Origin of the sequence: uncultured Veillonella sp. (genome assembly GCF_963522475.1) — a bacterium.
Lineage (GTDB): Bacteria > Bacillota > Negativicutes > Veillonellales > Veillonellaceae > Veillonella.
This window is the reverse complement of the sequence record NZ_CAUQYW010000001.1, coordinates 1-16,678: the sequence shown is the minus strand read 5'-3', so window position 1 is coordinate 16,678 and position 16,678 is coordinate 1. Positions and strand designations below refer to the sequence as shown.

17 protein-coding genes and 2 pseudogenes are annotated in these 16,678 nt (G+C 38.3%); 18 read left to right on the top strand and 1 reads right to left on the bottom strand.

Going from position 1 to position 16,678, the window contains the following annotated elements:
* Positions 1-120: 120 nt before the first annotated feature.
* The 9 genes from RWP19_RS00095 to RWP19_RS00055 all read left to right on the top strand — a co-directional run bounded on the left by RWP19_RS00095 (position 121) and on the right by RWP19_RS00055 (position 6,175).
* Entirely contained in the window at positions 121-1,305 is a 1,185-nt protein-coding gene (locus RWP19_RS00095) for a multidrug effflux MFS transporter (protein WP_295210603.1), read from the top strand.
* Positions 1,306-1,447: 142 nt separating this feature from the next.
* Complete coding sequence (rpsF, locus tag RWP19_RS00090; RefSeq protein ID WP_004693799.1) at positions 1,448-1,732, top strand: 30S ribosomal protein S6; 285 nt, start codon at positions 1,448-1,450, stop codon at positions 1,730-1,732.
* Positions 1,733-1,751: 19 nt separating this feature from the next.
* Positions 1,752-2,150, top strand: coding sequence for a single-stranded DNA-binding protein (locus RWP19_RS00085; RefSeq protein WP_004693797.1), 399 nt, complete (start codon positions 1,752-1,754; stop codon positions 2,148-2,150).
* A gap of 39 nt (positions 2,151-2,189) precedes the next feature.
* Positions 2,190-2,420 (top strand): 30S ribosomal protein S18, encoded by a 231-nt coding sequence (rpsR, locus tag RWP19_RS00080; protein ID WP_004693795.1) that lies wholly within the window; start codon positions 2,190-2,192, stop codon positions 2,418-2,420.
* Positions 2,421-2,836: 416 nt separating this feature from the next.
* Positions 2,837-3,700 (top strand): substrate-binding domain-containing protein, encoded by an 864-nt coding sequence (locus RWP19_RS00075; protein ID WP_314355936.1) that lies wholly within the window; start codon positions 2,837-2,839, stop codon positions 3,698-3,700.
* Entirely contained in the window at positions 3,693-4,499 is an 807-nt protein-coding gene (locus RWP19_RS00070) for a 4Fe-4S binding protein (RefSeq protein WP_314355935.1), read from the top strand. The genes RWP19_RS00075 and RWP19_RS00070 overlap by 8 nt, the downstream gene beginning before the upstream one ends.
* Positions 4,500-4,501: 2 nt before the next feature.
* The gene (locus RWP19_RS00065) at positions 4,502-5,332 is read left to right on the top strand and encodes a radical SAM protein (RefSeq protein WP_314355934.1); all 831 of its coding nucleotides are present in this window, start codon (positions 4,502-4,504) and stop codon (positions 5,330-5,332) included.
* 187 nt (positions 5,333-5,519) lie between these two features.
* Positions 5,520-5,966, top strand: a complete 447-nt coding sequence (locus RWP19_RS00060; protein WP_314355933.1) for a hypothetical protein — start codon at positions 5,520-5,522, stop codon at positions 5,964-5,966.
* A gap of 17 nt (positions 5,967-5,983) precedes the next feature.
* Positions 5,984-6,175: a DUF3343 domain-containing protein gene (locus RWP19_RS00055; RefSeq protein WP_314355932.1), complete on the top strand. Its 192-nt coding sequence runs from the start codon at positions 5,984-5,986 to the stop codon at positions 6,173-6,175.
* Positions 6,176-6,326: 151 nt separating this feature from the next.
* On the opposite strand, the gene RWP19_RS00050 is transcribed toward RWP19_RS00055, so the two are convergent.
* Complete coding sequence (locus RWP19_RS00050) at positions 6,327-6,632, bottom strand: MerR family transcriptional regulator (RefSeq protein ID WP_314355930.1); 306 nt, start codon at positions 6,630-6,632, stop codon at positions 6,327-6,329.
* A gap of 191 nt (positions 6,633-6,823) precedes the next feature.
* Between RWP19_RS00050 and RWP19_RS00045 the strand changes: the two genes are divergently transcribed.
* From RWP19_RS00045 to RWP19_RS00005, 9 genes and pseudogenes are all read left to right on the top strand, one after another.
* Positions 6,824-8,581, top strand: coding sequence for a 1-deoxy-D-xylulose-5-phosphate synthase (locus tag RWP19_RS00045; protein WP_314355928.1), 1,758 nt, complete (start codon positions 6,824-6,826; stop codon positions 8,579-8,581).
* Positions 8,582-8,859: 278 nt separating this feature from the next.
* Positions 8,860-9,543, top strand: coding sequence for a carboxymuconolactone decarboxylase family protein (locus RWP19_RS00040; protein ID WP_295210607.1), 684 nt, complete (start codon positions 8,860-8,862; stop codon positions 9,541-9,543).
* A 163-nt stretch (positions 9,544-9,706) separates the two neighbouring features.
* Positions 9,707-10,366: a tRNA (guanosine(46)-N7)-methyltransferase TrmB gene (gene trmB, locus RWP19_RS00035; protein ID WP_295210609.1), complete on the top strand. Its 660-nt coding sequence runs from the start codon at positions 9,707-9,709 to the stop codon at positions 10,364-10,366.
* A gap of 1 nt (position 10,367) precedes the next feature.
* Complete coding sequence (locus RWP19_RS00030; protein WP_314355927.1) at positions 10,368-11,711, top strand: putative peptidoglycan glycosyltransferase FtsW; 1,344 nt, start codon at positions 10,368-10,370, stop codon at positions 11,709-11,711.
* Between the two features lie 110 nt (positions 11,712-11,821).
* Positions 11,822-13,105, top strand: coding sequence for a uracil permease (uraA, locus tag RWP19_RS00025; protein ID WP_105085250.1), 1,284 nt, complete (start codon positions 11,822-11,824; stop codon positions 13,103-13,105).
* Between the two features lie 283 nt (positions 13,106-13,388).
* Positions 13,389-13,838, top strand: a complete 450-nt coding sequence (locus tag RWP19_RS00020) for a CopY/TcrY family copper transport repressor (RefSeq protein WP_314355926.1) — start codon at positions 13,389-13,391, stop codon at positions 13,836-13,838.
* Between the two features lie 17 nt (positions 13,839-13,855).
* A complete protein-coding gene (locus tag RWP19_RS00015) occupies positions 13,856-15,298 on the top strand; it encodes a multicopper oxidase family protein (RefSeq protein ID WP_295209541.1) in 1,443 nt (480 codons plus the stop codon).
* Between the two features lie 55 nt (positions 15,299-15,353).
* Positions 15,354-15,665 (top strand): annotated as a pseudogene (locus tag RWP19_RS00010) (CopY/TcrY family copper transport repressor); the annotation flags it as partial.
* 19 nt (positions 15,666-15,684) lie between these two features.
* Positions 15,685-16,678 (top strand): annotated as a pseudogene (locus RWP19_RS00005) (heavy metal translocating P-type ATPase); the annotation flags it as partial.

Below are 16,678 nucleotides of genomic sequence, written 5' to 3'. Positions count from 1 at the left end.
TTCTAGTTTATATAAATATTGTTTTAGTTTATCACTATACTATATAGTATTAACATTGTTTTTGATATAATTTAAATAAATACATATTATAGTGTGATTTTACATGAAAGTGGTGTCTTTATGCTGACGATTAGCAATAAAGGATGGCTTTTTACTTCTATATTAAGTGCATTGATGGCGTTTACGTCGTTGTCGACGGATATTTATTTACCTGCCATGCCTGAGATGGGGCGAGATCTTAATGGTGATGCGGAGCTAACGTTGACTGGTTTCTTGATAGGTTTTGCGTTAGCCCAACTTTTCTGGGGCGCCATTAGCGATAAAATTGGACGTAAGAAGCCACTGATTATGGGGGTAGTTTTATTTATCATTGGTTCTCTGGGCTGTGCCTTGAGTTCATCCATGATGGAATTACTGGCTTGGCGCGTGTTTCAGGCATTTGGTGCCTGCGTAGGGCCTATGTTATCACGGGCTATGATTCGCGACTTGTATGGGCGGACTGAAGCTGCTAAAATGCTATCTACCTTAGCTATTGTTATGGCCATAGCGCCTATAGCAGGGCCGATGTTGGCAGGGCATTTACTTGTATGGTATACATGGCATGCTATATTCTGGTTATTGGTCGCAATCGGTATTTTGATGCTCGTTGCCGTATTAGTACTTCCAGAAACACATCCGTTAGAGAAGCGTAGTAAAAAGTCTATAGGTCATACCTATAATAATTATTGGATTTTATTACGTAATAAAGGCTTTATGAAATATACGCTATGTGTTAGCTCTTTTTATATTGCTATCTATGCGTTCCTAACGGGTTCTCCTTATGTATATATTGATGTTTATGGAGTTCCCAAGGAATACTTTGGCTATCTCTTTTCTGTCAATATTATTGGCGTAATGTTACTAAGTGCTATTAATCGTCGTATTGTAAGTGCTATACGACTCGATAGGTTGTTGCGATATGCCACATTATTTGCTGCCATTTGTGTATCTGTTGTAATGGGTTTAATGATTGTGGGCTACCATTCACTGTGGTTAATTGTTATTGGTTGTTTTTTATTCTTCTCTATGAATGGTATTATTGCGGCTGTAACAAATGCCTTAGCATTAGATCGAGCAGGGCGAATGGCAGGCTCCGGGGCAGCGTTACTAGGTGCTATGCAATATGGTAGTGGTATTGTATCATCGTTGATGCTTACCTTTTTACCAAATGATACGGCAGACCCTATGATGGGTGTAATTGCAATATTTGTAATTATTTGTGCTATTATCGCTTTTCCTGAAGATGAAAAATATAATCGCATATAATATTGGTGAAAGCAAGGGCTTAAATTTGAGCTCTTGCTTTCATTCTTTTTTTAGGTTATAATAGTAAGGCTTATTGATGGTAAGCACTTCCTACCCCTATGTGTCGATAGGGGCATTAGTCCGAAAGAGGAGGTGATTTTGTATGAACAAATACGAAGTCATGTTTATTGTGAAACCAGCTGAAGAGGAAGCAACTAACGCTGTTATTGAAAAAGTAGAAGCTTTAATTGCTCGTGTAGGCGGCACAGTAGAAAAGGTAGATCGTTGGGGCAAGCGTCGTCTTGCTTATGCTGTGAAGAAATTCACTGACGGTTTTTATGTATTGATTAACTTTGAAGCAGCACCTGCTGAAATCAAAGAAATCGATCGTGTATTGAAAATCAACGATGAAGTCCTAAGACATCTAATTGTTAAACACGAAGCATAATTAAAGCCTGGAGGAAAACATGAACTCTGTACAAATTCTAGGTAATTTAGCTCGTGATCCTGAAGTACGCTATACCAAAACTGGTCGTGCGGTAGCAACTTTCACAGTGGCTGCAACTAACACCTATATTGATTCCACAACAAATGAGACGAAAGAACAAACTGCTTTCATCAACTGCGTTGCTTGGGGTAAACTCGGTGAAGCGGCAGGCAATCTTCGTAAAGGCAGTCGTTGCTTTGTAGAAGGTCGTTTGCAAACTCGTTCTTACGAGACTCAGGACGGTCAAAAACGGTACGTTACTGAAGTGGTAGCGAACTTTGTGGGCCAATCCCTTGATATGAATACTAATTCTTTCGAAGGTGGGTCCAATTTTGATAGTTTCAGTACAGGCGGCGATGACGAAAACATCCCGTTCTAGTGTCAGGGACTCCTACTAATTCGAAAAGGAGGATTCGCAATGAGAAGAGATAGAGGCAGAAAGCCAAGAAGAAAAGTATGCGTTTTCTGTGCAGACCATATCGATCAAATCGACTATAAAGACGTTGCTAAACTTCGTCGTTTTACGACTGAACGCGGCAAAATCTTACCTCGTCGTATTTCCGGTACTTGCGCAAAACATCAACGCAAATTGACTACATCTATCAAACGTGCACGTGCAATTGCTTTATTGCCATTCACTGCTGAATAATTGATGAATGAAGGCGGTACAACCATTTGGTTGTACCGCCTTTTTGCGTTCTTTTGGCAATATTGTCTTATAGTGAAATTAAATCCTAAAGAGTAATGACTGCTGTAAAGAGACTAAATATAGTCTATAGAGCCGATTGTCCTTGTTTACTATGCATTGTGCGTATAGAGGGACTCTAGCTTCGTTAAACCTAAAAAAATCGCACATTTATCGTATGTAATAAATATTCAATAAAATAGATATAGAAATATATTTTAAAAAATTATAATAACATCCTTAAAAACAAGAGTTCCATGACTAATCTGTATAAAAGAATTAATCAAAGCTATGCATATTATTAACAAAACTTATGATTTTTATACTATAATGTGAATATATGCTTAGTACTGTAAAGCTCAGTGAAAGGTGGTAAGTACATGGGATTTTTGAAAAAGGATATATCCCGTCGCCAGTTTATTGGTGGTGCTTTAGATTTAGCAGCCGCATCAGCGGTGCCGTCGTTTATACGAGGTGCTTACAAGCCAACACAGTCTGATTCATTACAAGTGTGGACTTGTGGCGGTTTATCGGAAGCGTTCCTTGATTTAAACCAAGTTTATACAATGCACACGGGGCACAATATTCAGTATACTGGTGCCTTTGCAGGGGCTATTGGTAAATCCTTGTTAGCTGAGAAGAGTCGCACAGAAATCTTTGGGGCTCGCGGTTTAGAACTAGCGAAAAATATGCGCAAAAAAGGCGTAAGTATGGCTTTTGAACCATTATGTTTTACGGATTACGTTATCGTTACCCCTAAGGGGAATCCTGCAGGGATTCGGGACTTAAAGGATATGGCTGAGCCTGGTGTACGCGTTATGTTGCCCCTAGGCGCATCTCCCCCTGGTAGTGCGTCTGTAAAAGGAATCATGAAATTATCTGGTTTAACCGATGGTATCATGAAAAACTTAATGGCTGAAAATGCTTGTGTAATTTCCATGATGTGTGATCTCGTAGAAGGTAAAGCCGATGTATCCATCATTGAAAAACGCCTTACCACACATGATCGGTTCAAGGATCGTATAGAGTACTTCTCCATACCTGCACAATTTGTGCCACCTGCTCCGCTCACTTTCACTATTAATACAATGAAATATGTACAAGATCGTGCGTTGGCTGCCGATTATATTGAATTCACACGATCCCAAGAAGGACAACAAATCTTAGAAAATCACGGGTTCACATCCGTTCATAGTGCGAGAGGTCTCGATTTGATAGAAAGGTTTGGTGTAAAAGATGTGTAATCATTGTCCGTCATCTGCAACCTGTGGAACTCAAGGTAATTCTAGTGTATCTGGGAAACAAGCCCCTAAGAATTTAACGCTTTGGCGTCGTATTGTACAGTTTATCTTCCTCTTCATTATGGGAAAATGGGTATACTATGGCATATTCCGATGCCCTTATATTGTGCCATTCGTAAACTGTGAAAGCTGTCCCATAATTACCTGTTGGGGACGTATTACAACGTATTTTTACGCTTGGTGGATTATTTTGCCCCTTATGGTCGTATTCTTTGGCCGTGCTTTCTGTAGTTGGTTTTGTCCAAGTGGGTGGATTAACCAAATGCTGGGAAAAATATCTATGGGACCACTAAGAAATCGTAAAAGCTATATGCGTTTCCTTCAACTCGGCATGGTAGCAACTATAATTTTAGGGCTCGTAGTATATTTTAAATTTGGTAATCCTCGCATTATGATCCCAATACGGACGAGCGATGAATATTTTAATGCTGTTATTTTATCTATGCAGTTCTCCGAATGGTATTGGGCGGCTCGTACTATAACGGTCGTTTCTATTATTGCTGGTTCCCTTCTTATCGCCAATGCTTGGTGCCGCTTTGTATGTCCTTTTGGGGGCGTTATGGAGTTGCTTCGCAAAATTTCTATTTTTAGAATTTTTAAAACAAATGATTGCGATGACTGTGATGCGTGCTTGCGTGTATGTGAAATGGGAACACGACCAAATGAAATGAATTGTACCAACTGTGGTGATTGCTTACATGTTTGCCATAAAGATGCTATTAGATTTGGTCGGAAAGGTTAATTATGAAAGAAATTCAAGGACAAAGTTTCCTACAAAATCATCCTTGTTACAACAAGGCCGCTTCTGCTAATTGGGGTCGTTTACATTTACCAGTAGCGCCGAATTGTAATATTCAATGTAATTATTGTAATCGTAAGTACGACTGTGCGAATGAAAATAGACCAGGCGTGACGCAACATGTTTATACACCACAAGAGGCAGCTGCCTTTGTGCGCAAGGTGTTTGATGCTCGTCAGGATATCTCTGTAGTAGGGATTGCAGGTCCTGGGAATCCTATGTGTGATGCAGACAAGACACTTGAAACCTTCCGTCTTGTGAAAAAGGATTTTCCTCATGTCATGCTTTGTTTATCTAGTAATGGTTTGGTAGTACCTGATTATATTAATGACATTGCTGATTTAGGAATTACGCATGTAACGATTACAGCTAATGCTATTGATCCAGAGATTGCAAAACATGTATATTCCATGGTTCGTTATGAGGGTAATATCTACAAAGGAATCGATGGGGCCCGTATTTTATTAGAGCGTCAGGCTGAAAGTATCCAAAAATTAAAGGAAAAGAATATCATTGTTAAGATTAATACTGTAGTAGTGCCTGATGTAAATATGGACCATGTGCCAGCAATCGCTAAACAAGCAGAAGCTTGGGGCGTCGATTTGATGAACTGTATTGCCATGATTCCAGTTCATGATACGGTCTTTGAAAATCACCGAGGCCCAACTTCAGAAGAAATCGATAACATGCGTCAATTTATTGGTCACTATGTGCCGCAAATGACACACTGCAAACGCTGTAGAGCTGATGCTATCGGTCGTTTATGCGAAGCGTAGAAGCATAAAAGTCTATATACTCAAGGTATATAGACTTAACGGTTATGTATTATTTAGTATTTTTAACGATTCTATGTAGCGCAGATAATGCGGCTTCCACATCTTTATGTGTGTTGGCATAGCCAAAGGAGAAGCGTACTGTTCCTTCTGGATAGCTTCCTAGCACTTGGTGTGCTCACGGGGCACAGTGGAGACCAACACGCATCATGATATGATAGGTGGCTTCCGCGATTTATTCTTGTTTAAAAAATCTGTTCTTATTTTTGGGTACCTTGCAGTGCTTGTAGGTGTATTTATTGTAAATATTAGTTTTGGTAATTTCCATCTTGGCTTTGAAAACCAATCGATTGCACATACAGATGGATTGTGGAACTTCCTAGGTATGGCGCTTGCAGGTTTCTGTAGTGTGTTGCTTGGTGGTTGTCCATTACGTCAATTGATTATGACGGGGGAAGGTAATTCTGATTCTGCTGTTACAGTGCTTGGGCTTGCGGCTGGTGCAGCATTTGCCCATAATTTCGGCTTAGCTGCCTCTGGTACAGGTCCTACACTAAATGGTGAAATTGCTGTAGTTATTGGCTTTATTGTGGCACTTATTATTGCTGTAGTTAATACAAAACGTGTAAATGCATAGGATAGAAATGAGTAACTATGAAATATATTGCTACTTTTTACTCTCACTTTGGAGCCATCCGTTTTAAACGGGAGACTCCTGAAGGGGTAACCAATATAGAACTCCGTCCTGTGCCGCGCGATTTGAGTTCCTCTTGTGGAACGAGTGCATCCTTTGATGCTAGTGAAAGCTTTACTTTTACAGAGGATCCAACAGAGGAGATTGAATAAATCGTCGCTCTCACTAATGAGGGGTATAGAATTATATTTGAAATCCCCAATAAATAAGGCCTAAAGCCTATTTAGAGCTGTTAATGTAAACAGTTCTAAATTATTATGTCATGTAAAAGAGAAGCTATCTGTTGAGATAGCTCCTTTTCGTTTATATAGCTCTATATTTTTTAGGTGGTTCACCATTTTCGGTAGCTTCTTTATCAGCGCGCCATTTGCGTTCAAAGTATTTATGATACTCTACAGGAACGTCATCAGGTGTTAAGCTTTCATTAATGTGACTATCACCTTCGACGCAGTAGTCGATAAAATGTTTTATTTCTTTAATAGGCATACCTGTATGCTTCATGCATTCAATCAATTCTAACCAATCCATATCCTCGTCATGGAATACACGGATGCCACCAACAGAACGTTCTACGAAGGGAAATAAGCCTTCTTTATCATAATAACGCAATGTAGAAGGTACCACATTTAGTTTTTTTTTGCGATTTCGCCAACAGTATATGTCATAGGACCTCCTTTTGGGTTCATATTAAATTTTACGTTTTCACTTGACTTAAACCTAACTTTAAGTTCTATACTTATTACATGCTGGACATACGGTATAGCATGATTAGTAACATAAAACAAATAGGAAGGAAACTTATGAATTTAATTGATATAAAATCTCCAGCCGATTTAAAAGGCTTATCCCTTACTGAATTAACAGATCTAACGGCACAAGCTCGTCAAGCCCTCATGACAAAGGTATCTGAACACGGCGGTCATTTTGGCCCTCCTATGGGTGCAGCGGAAATGATTATGGCGCTGCACTATGTATTTAATTCTCCTGTAGATAAGATTGTCTATGACGTATCTCATCAGTCTTATGTACATAAAATGGTTACAGGTCGTGCCTTAGCATTTTTAGACCAAGATCATTATGATGACGTAACCGGTTATACAGATCCTACTGAAAGTGAGCACGATTTCTTCAACATTGGTCATACCTCCACATCTATTTCCTTAGCATCTGGTTTAGCAACGGCTCGTAATTTAAAAGGAGATTCTGAAAATATTATCGCTATTATTGGCGATGGTTCTTTGTCTGGAGGTGAAGCATTTGAAGGCCTTGATTATGCAGCCACATTAGATAGCAATATGATTATTATTGTCAATGATAATGACCAATCCATTGCGGAAAATCATGGTGGCTTGTATCGTGGTCTTCGTGAATTACGCGAATCCAATGGTGAAAGCCCTAATAATATTTTTAAGTCTTTAGACTTAGATTATCGTTTTGTAGCAGCTGGTAATGACTTGGAAACGTTGATTAATGTATTTGAAGAAGTGAAAGATATTGATCATCCTATCGTGTTGCATGTGGTCACTCAAAAAGGTAAGGGCTATGCTATTGCAGAGCAAAATAAAGAGGCCTTCCACTGGACAATGCCATTTGATTTAGAAACAGGTAAACTCAAAAAGGAATATCATGGTCCGACCTATACTGGTACAATTGCGGACTATTTGATGGAACAAATTAAAGCAGATCCAACGGTGGTAGCCATTAATGCGGGTACACCAGGCGGATTTGGTTTTAATGCTAAATGGCGTAAAGAAGCTGGTAAACAATATATTGATGTTGGTATTGCTGAAGAACATGCCATTGCTATGAGTTCTGGTATTGCTAAAAATGGTGCTAAACCAGTATTCAATGTGTATAGCACATTCTTACAACGTACCTATGACCAATTGGTACAGGATCTTTGTGTGAATAATAACAGTGCGGTCATTATCAATCATATGGCATCTGTATATGGCATGAACGATGTAACTCATTTAGGCTTCTTTGATATTCCTATGCTTACAAGCATTCCTAATTTAGTATATTTAGTACCTACCAATAATGAAGAGTTATTAGCTATGACTGAATATGCCGTGCATCAGCATGAACATCCTGTAGCTATCCGTGTGCCGGTAGGTAAGTTTATATCTACTGGTGTGGCTGATACGACGGATTATAGTGTGCTAAATAAATCTGAAATAACTCGTCGTGGTGAAGGTATTGCTTTATTAGGTTTAGGTAATTTCTATCATCTAGCTAATCAAGTAGCTGATGAATTGGCTAAAGCTGGCATTAATGCAACTGTAGTAAATCCTAAATTTGCTTCTGGTCTTGACGAAGAATTACTAGAAGAATTAAAAGCAAACCATTCAGTAGTATTCACACTAGAGGATGGTGTAGTTGAAGGTGGTTGGGGACAACGAGTAGCTAGCTTCTATGGGCTGGCTGATATGCGTGTTAAAAACTATGGTATTGCTAAAGAGTTCCACGATCGTTATGATGCAAGTAAATTATTATATGAAAATGGAGTATCTTTAGAACAAATTGTAGAGGATGCAAAACAACTGTTGTCACTTTAATTTTATAAAATTTTAATTAATTAAATTTGCGAATAAAAGCAGTAAACATCAATGATTATTGAGTGTTTTCTGCTTTTTCTGGTGCCTTATAATTTATAAATATATAAAACTTGTTAAAAAAATATAGATTTTTTTCGAATAGGACTATAAAAATTAGATGAAGTATTATATAATATTACCTACAGTATGTATTACAGTAGAACAAGTTTGTTGTTAATGTACAAAAAAATTATAGTATTATATAAGTAAGTATTAATGAAAAGGGAGATTGTAAGACGTTGAAAAAAGTATTAACCTTAACATTAGCCTTGGCCATCGTCGCCGGTGGCTATATGTTTGAGGCTAATGGGGCGGGGGAACAGCCTTCTAAGCAGGCACCGTCCATATCTGAGATAAACATATATACGCCTAAAGAACTCAATGCACGTCAAAAGGATTTGGTTGATATCGGTCGCTATACAGCATCTGGAGATCAGGGTTCATTGAAAAGTACAATCACCTCCGCTATTGAGCGAGGTACGTTGACACCGCAAGAGGTGAGTATTGCGATTCGTCAACTTTACTCTGCTGCTGGCTTAAAGCAAATGAATGCGGCATTGGCTACATTCGATCAATTACGTGAGGAACGCCCTGAGTTTGGTGCTGATTATGAAAAAATGGTTCCAAAGCAAACTGGACTTAGTGCTTTATTGGGGAATGGCACTAATGGGGCTCCTTTGGCTAAGGCTAAAAATGAGGACACTAAAGAAGCGGTTCAGTATAATACATTCCGCATGAAGAAACCTAAACCGCAAAATCGTAATCGTTCACGCCTTGGTAAATTAGACCGTGAGTTAGTTGCTGCTGCAGCTTTAGGTACGCGTGTAGGCAAAAATAATCTATTCGCTGCATCTGAAAAGAGTTTATCTGAGCTTGGCCTCAGCAAATACCAAATTGAAAATCTTGAAGCTTTGATTTTCTAAACATAAAAAGACCTACTTCTTGAGAAGTAGGTCTTTTTATGTTTTGGAGAAGGGAAATGTAATTGACGTTTAACTCCCCCTTTTCTATAATTAATAAGATAGGTATATAACCTGTAATAATAGTTATAATTAATGAACATTAATATAGATGTAAGGAGAAAGTATGCGTCTTCGTAGAAAACCATGGATTGATGAAGCTATCCATGAATATGACTCTCATATCATTTTGTCTGGTCAAGAACAGTATAAGGGCAAATGGCGTGAGTTATTTGTCCATCCTGAACGTCCATTATATATGGAACTTGGTACAGGTAAAGGTCGTTTTATTGCAGGTATGTCTGAAGAGTATCCAAATGCTAATTTTGTAGGTTTTGAAGTTCAAATAGGCGTAATTTATTATGCAGCACAAAAAATCTTTGAAGCAGAGCGAGATAATGCTAAGGTGTCTCTTTTCGATATCGCTGGTATTGAAGAGATTGTAGCACCTGGTGAAGTAGATCGTTTTTATATCAACTTTTGTGATCCATGGCCTAAAGCAAAACATGCAAAACGTCGTCTCACATATCATACTTTCCTTGACCGTTATGCTCGTCTTTTAAAAGATGGTGGTGAGGTTCACTTTAAAACTGACAATGAAGGATTATTTATGTTCTCTCTTGAAGAATTTAAAGAATGCGGATGGGAACTTAAAAATGTAACCTATGATTTACATAGTACAGACCTTCCAAATGTGAAAACTGAGTATGAAGAGAAATTTAGTGCTAAGGGACAACCTATTTTCCGTTTAGAAGCGATTAAGCCAAAAGTACAAAAGGAGGCTTAATATGGAAACACCGAATAAGGGGGATAGTCGGTGGGGCTCATTCTTAAAAAATGATTTACAAGGTATGCTTTTACCTATATTGTTAATCACGATTATAGGTAGTGTGAATATCTTTAGTGCCACCTATATTAACTCTATTTATGAAAATACAGGACTTTTAGGGTACTTTTCAAAACATATAGGTTTCCTATTTCTTTCAATGGCAATAGGTGTTGTTTTATATCGCTATGATTATAGACAACTACAAAAACCACATATGTTGCAACGCATAATGATTGCAACCTTAATAGGTATGGTGTTAGTCCTTGTGGCCGGCTCTGTCATTAATGGTGCACGGCGTTGGATTGTTATCGGTCCTGTATCGATACAGCCGTCGGAATTTGCTAAGTTAGCAGCTATTATATGGACATCTGCTAAGTTGAGTACCATGAGAAAATGGGGTAAATCAAGATATAATAATCCACTAACAAACTTACAAGGTTATGTGAGTGAGCGAGTAGGTTATATGTTGCCAATGTTAGTTTGGCCTATAATCTTTGCGGTCCTAACAATCTTGCAACCAGATATGGGTACTACCGTTTTAATCTTTGGGTTTTCTTTTATACTCATTTATTTAGCGGGCTTTGATGGTCGATTCTTTGGTGGCGCCTTTGCCGTAGCCGGTGTAATTGGCTTTATTGCAGCTCGTATGTCTCCGTATCGATGGGAACGAATTCAGTCTTGGTTCGATCCATGGCCTCATGCCCAAGATATGGGATATCAAACTGTACAAGGACTGTTAGCTGTAGGGTCTGGTGGATTCCTTGGAGAAGGCTTTATGCAAGGTACATCTAAGTACTTTTATTTACCAGAGGCACATACAGACTTTGCATTTGCCGTGTGGGCTCAAGAAATGGGTTTCATTGGTGCAGTCTTTGTAGTTCTTTTAGTGGCGACCTTCACATACTTTGGTTTCCGCATTGCGAATCGATCCCGTGATGAATTTGGTAAGTGGTTGGCTATGGGGATAACTTTGCTCATCAGTGGACAAGCATTATTTAACATTGCCATGGTTTGTGGGATTATGCCTGTAACAGGTGTGCCTTTGCCATTTATTAGTTATGGTGGTTCTTCATTGTTAATGAACTTTATGGCTATAGGTTTGTTAGCTAGTGTTGGTCGTCGTAATGTAGAAGGGGTTAAACAAGTTGGTACTGCTGAGGCTTTGCCATCTTTACGTGAGGAAACACAAAGCCGATTCAAACCGGCAGCTCCGAAGAGTCCTCAAAAAACGGAAATGCCTGGTCCATTTAGACCGAGAGAGTCTAAAAAGCCTACTCGTAGACGACCTAGGTCTGAACGTTGATATTTAACTTATGTAGTATAAGGTGAATATATTTAGTGTGGATTTATATAGCATCTCTTAAGAGGTTCTGTATAAATGCAACGTACTTGTATTGTGTGTGAGGAGAAAAAATGAAGGATTATATTGATATCCAAGAACGCCCGTCCTGGGGTCGAATGTTGCCACTTAGTTTCCAACATTTATTTGCTATGTTTGGCTCTACTGTATTGGTACCATATTTGTTAAAAGTAGATCCGGCAACAGCTTTATTTATGAATGGTATCGGTACATTACTGTATTTATTCGTTTGTAAAGGTAAAATCCCTGCATACCTCGGTTCTAGCTTTGCTTTCATTGCTCCTGTAGCTGGTGTATTATCTGCAGGTCTTGGGTATGAGGCTGCAAAGGGGGCCTTCGTTGTATTTGGTTTATCCTTTGTGATTTTATCTATTCTTGTTCGCTATATCGGTACTCGTTGGATTGATAAATTATTCCCACCGGCTGCCATGGGTGCTATCGTTGCTATTATCGGTTTAGAATTGGCTCCAGTAGCGATGAGTATGTCTGGACTTATTGGGAATCAAGATTTAGGCATGAGCCACAGCCAAGCTATTTTTATCTCTATGTTTTCCTTAGTTGTTACCTTGCTTGGTACTGTTGTATTCCGTGGGTTCTTAGCTGTAATCCCTGTTTTGATTGGCGTTGTTTCCGGCTATATCTTGTCTGCCTTCATGGGTGTTGTTGATTTCTCTGGTGTAGAGGCTGCTCCTTGGTTCTCTTTACCACAGTTCTATGGCATGCCTGTGTTTGATATCAATGCCATTATTATGATTATGCCAGCACTCTTTGTAGTATTTGCTGAGCACGTAGGTCACTTAGTTGTAACGAGCAACATTGTATCAAAAGACTTGATGAAGGAACCAGGTTTACAACGTTCCTTGCTAGGTGATGGCCTTGCGAACATCCTTTCTGGTTTCTTTGGGGCTACACCAAATACGACATACGGTGAAAATATCGGTGTCCTCGCCATCACTCGTTGCTTTAGCGTGTGGGTAATTGGTGGTGCTGCAGTTCTTGCGATGATTATCTCCTTTGTAGGTAAAGTAGCAGCTCTTATTCATGCTATTCCAGTTCCAGTTATGGGTGGTGTATCCATTCTCTTATTCGGTATCATTGCAGCATCCGGTTTGCGCATGCTTGTAGAACGCAAGGTAGATTATACAAACCCTGTTAATATGATCTTAACATCTGTTATCCTTGTTGTAGGTCTTAGCGGTGCAGAACTTGCTGTAGGTCCTGTTGTACTGAAAGGCATGGGTCTTGCTACTGTAGTAGGCATGGCCATGAGTATTATCTTATTAATCCTTCAAAAAACAGGCGTTGGTAATGACCAATTGAAAAAAACAGAAGTATAATTCAAGTTGCTGTGAGGCTACCATATAAATCGTTGCGTTTATAAGCCCAATTTGTTTTTTACTCCTTATAATAAACGACTACTAGATCAGATGTATGTCTGTGAAAGTAGTCGTTTTTAGTTTAGGAAAAACTATGAAAATTATTATGGGATAGAAGTGGAGAGATAAAAAGCTATAAGCGTTGCTTACATTTATTAAAAAGACTTGACATAATTCGTTTACAATAGTAGACTTGTCTTAAAGATATTTGTTTACATTTGTAAACGACTAGGGGGAAAGGAAAATGAGCACAATAGAACTTAATACTTATATCACAGATGCTGAGTGGGAAGTCATGCGTGTAGTTTGGGCAAATGATCGAGTAACTAGTAAAAAAGTCATTTCCGTATTGCAAGAAAAAATGGGCTGGACACAATCCACTATCAAAACGATCTTAGGTCGATTAGTTGGAAAAGGCGTACTAAATACAGAGCAAGAAGGTAGAAATTTTATTTACACTGCCAATATTGAAGAGAAAGAAGCCGTAAGGGATTATGTAGAAGATATTTTTAACCGTATTTGCAATAAGAAAGTCGGAAATGTAATAGGAAGCATCATTGAAAATCATGTTTTAAGCTTCGATGATATAGATCGACTAGAAAAAATATTAGAGATGAAAAAATCTTTCGCAGTAGAAGAAGTGGATTGCAATTGTCCAGAAGGACAATGCGACTGTCATTTACATCATCATTAACATAAGGAGGAATAAAAATGAGTAAGAATAAACATATGTTATTAGGTATTGGACTTACAGTCGTATTAACTGTAGTTGGATATATTACATTTTTAGAACCAATGATTAGTTATTCTAAAATAAACCAGAGTGCAGTTAATATAGATATTCAAACAAGTAAAACAAAAAGTACGCTTCCTATACCACCACTATTAGAGGATAAAAATCCAGATCCTAATATTGCGGATTTTACTTTAGAACCTCAAGAAGGAGAAACTTCATTTTTACCAAATACCAAGACACGAACTATGGGTTACAACGGAAGCTTCTTAGGCCCTGTCATCAGAGTAAGTAAAGGTGAGCAAGTAAATATGCACGTAAATAACAAGCTCAAAGAAGCAACTACAGTTCACTGGCATGGACTAGAGGTAGAAGGAGAAAAGGATGGGGGCCCTCATCAAGGAATTGAACCAGGAACAACTTGGGGGCCTAGTTTTACAGTAAATCAACAGGCTGCAACATTGTGGTATCATCCGCACTTTGGAGGAAATACTGCTACCCAAGTTTATAAAGGTTTAGCAGGACTATTCTATGTGGATGATGAAGTATCAAAAAGCTTAAATATTCCTAAGGAATATGGAGTAAATGATATACCTTTAGTAATTCAAGATAGAAGCTTTGGCAAGGACGGCAGTTTTATTTATAATACAAATATGATGGATGGAGCAACAGGGGATACTATCATAGTTAACGGAGCTATTAAACCTAATTTAGAGGTTAATAGAGTCAAGATGAGATTTAGAATAGTTAATGGTGCTAATGCAAGTAACTTTAATTTGAAGTTAGATAATAGAGATGGATTCTATCAAATAGCATCTGATGGTGGATTTTTAGAAAAACCGGTTAGCAAGAGAAATATTATGTTATCACCTGGGGAAAGAGCAGAGATAATAGTGGACTTTTCAAAGTATGAAAAGGGAACGCAGCTATCACTTATGAGTAATAAGGAAGCCATTATGACCTTTAATGTTACAGGCGATGGGAAAGATGATACTGAAGTACCTAGCACTTTAACGAATATAGAAAGAATGTCAGAAGCACAAGCTACTAAGATAAGAAGCTTTGAGCTTCAAGGTATGGGTCACATGGTATCAATAAACGGTAAAAAGTTTGATATGAATAGAATTGATGAAACAGTGAAGCTTGGAGATACAGAGATTTGGGAAATTACAAATCCAGGATCTATGATGCATGAAATGGGGCACCCATTCCATATTCATGGCACACAGGTTCAAATTCTATCAAGAAACGGTAATGCGCCTTCTCCAGAGGAGAGCGGATGGAAAGATACTGTATATATTGAGCCTAACGAAAAAGTAAGACTTATAGTTAAGTTTAATAAGAAGGGTACTTATATGTACCACTGTCACATTCTTGAACATGAAGAAGCAGGTATGATGGGACAAATTAAAGTAGAATAATAAATAATATTTTATATCTTTATAATGCTCCCACAATTTAAGTGTAAGATTCTAAATCAAAACGATCTTAGGTCGATTAGTTGGAAAAGGCGTACTAAATACAGAGCAAGAAGGTAGAAATTTTATTTACACTGCCAATATTGAAGAGAAAGAAGCCGTAAGGGATTATGTAGAAGATATTTTTAACCGTATTTGCAATAAGAAAGTCGGAAATGTAATAGGAAGCATCATTGAAAATCATGTTTTAAGCTTCGATGATATAGATCGACTAGAAAAAATATTAGAGATGAAAAAATCTTTCGCAGTAGAAGAAGTGGATTGCAATTGTCCAGAAGGACAATGCGACTGTCATTTACATCATCATTAAGTATAAGGAGGAATTTAAAATGAATAATGACAACAGATATTCGTCCCATAATCACCATGATTATGACAACATAGATAAGTTAAAACACGAGCATGGAATCACAGATGAACATGGAGACCATAAGGATCAACAACACGACCATCATGCTGGGCATGATCACAGCGGGCACCATAAGGATCAACAACACGACCATCATGCTGGTCATGACCATAGTGGGCACGGAGGGCATGACCACCATCATCACGGAAGCTTTAAGGAACTTTTCTTAAAGTCATTGCCACTAGGAATCGTTATTATGCTCTTATCCCCTATGGATGGATTTGAACTACCATTCCAGTTTACTTTTCCATATTCTGATATTGTAGTAGCTATTTTATCTACTATATTAATTATTTATGGTGGACGTCCATTCTATCAAGGCGCAGTTGACGAATTTAAACAAAAAGAACCTGGAATGATGACTCTAGTTTCTTTAGGTTTAAGTGCTTCATATTTATACAGTGTTTATGCTGTGATCATCACCTACGTAACGGGTGAACACGTGATGGACTTTTTCTTTGAATTTGCTTCATTACTATTAATCATGTTATTAGGTCACTGGATTGAGATGAAAGCTATTGGAGAAGCAGGAGACGCACAAGCAGCATTGGCTAAGTTAGTGCCGAAAGATGCTCACGTTGTATTAGAAGACGATTCAATTGAAACCCGACCAGTTGCTGACTTAAAGATAGGTGATTTAATTCGTGTTCAAGCCGGAGAAAATGTGCCAGCAGACGGGATTATCGAGCGTGGCGAATCACGTTTAAATGAAGCTCTTTTGACTGGAGAATCAAAAGCAGTTAAAAAAGGCCCTGGCGATAAAGTAATCGGAGGCTCAACAAATGGAGAAGGGGTTCTTTATATTAAAGTGAATGAGACAGGTGATCAATCCTTCATCTCTCAAGTTCAGAATTTAATCAGCCAAGCTCAAAGTCAGCCTTCCAGAGCAGAAAATATTGCTCAAAAGGTTGCAG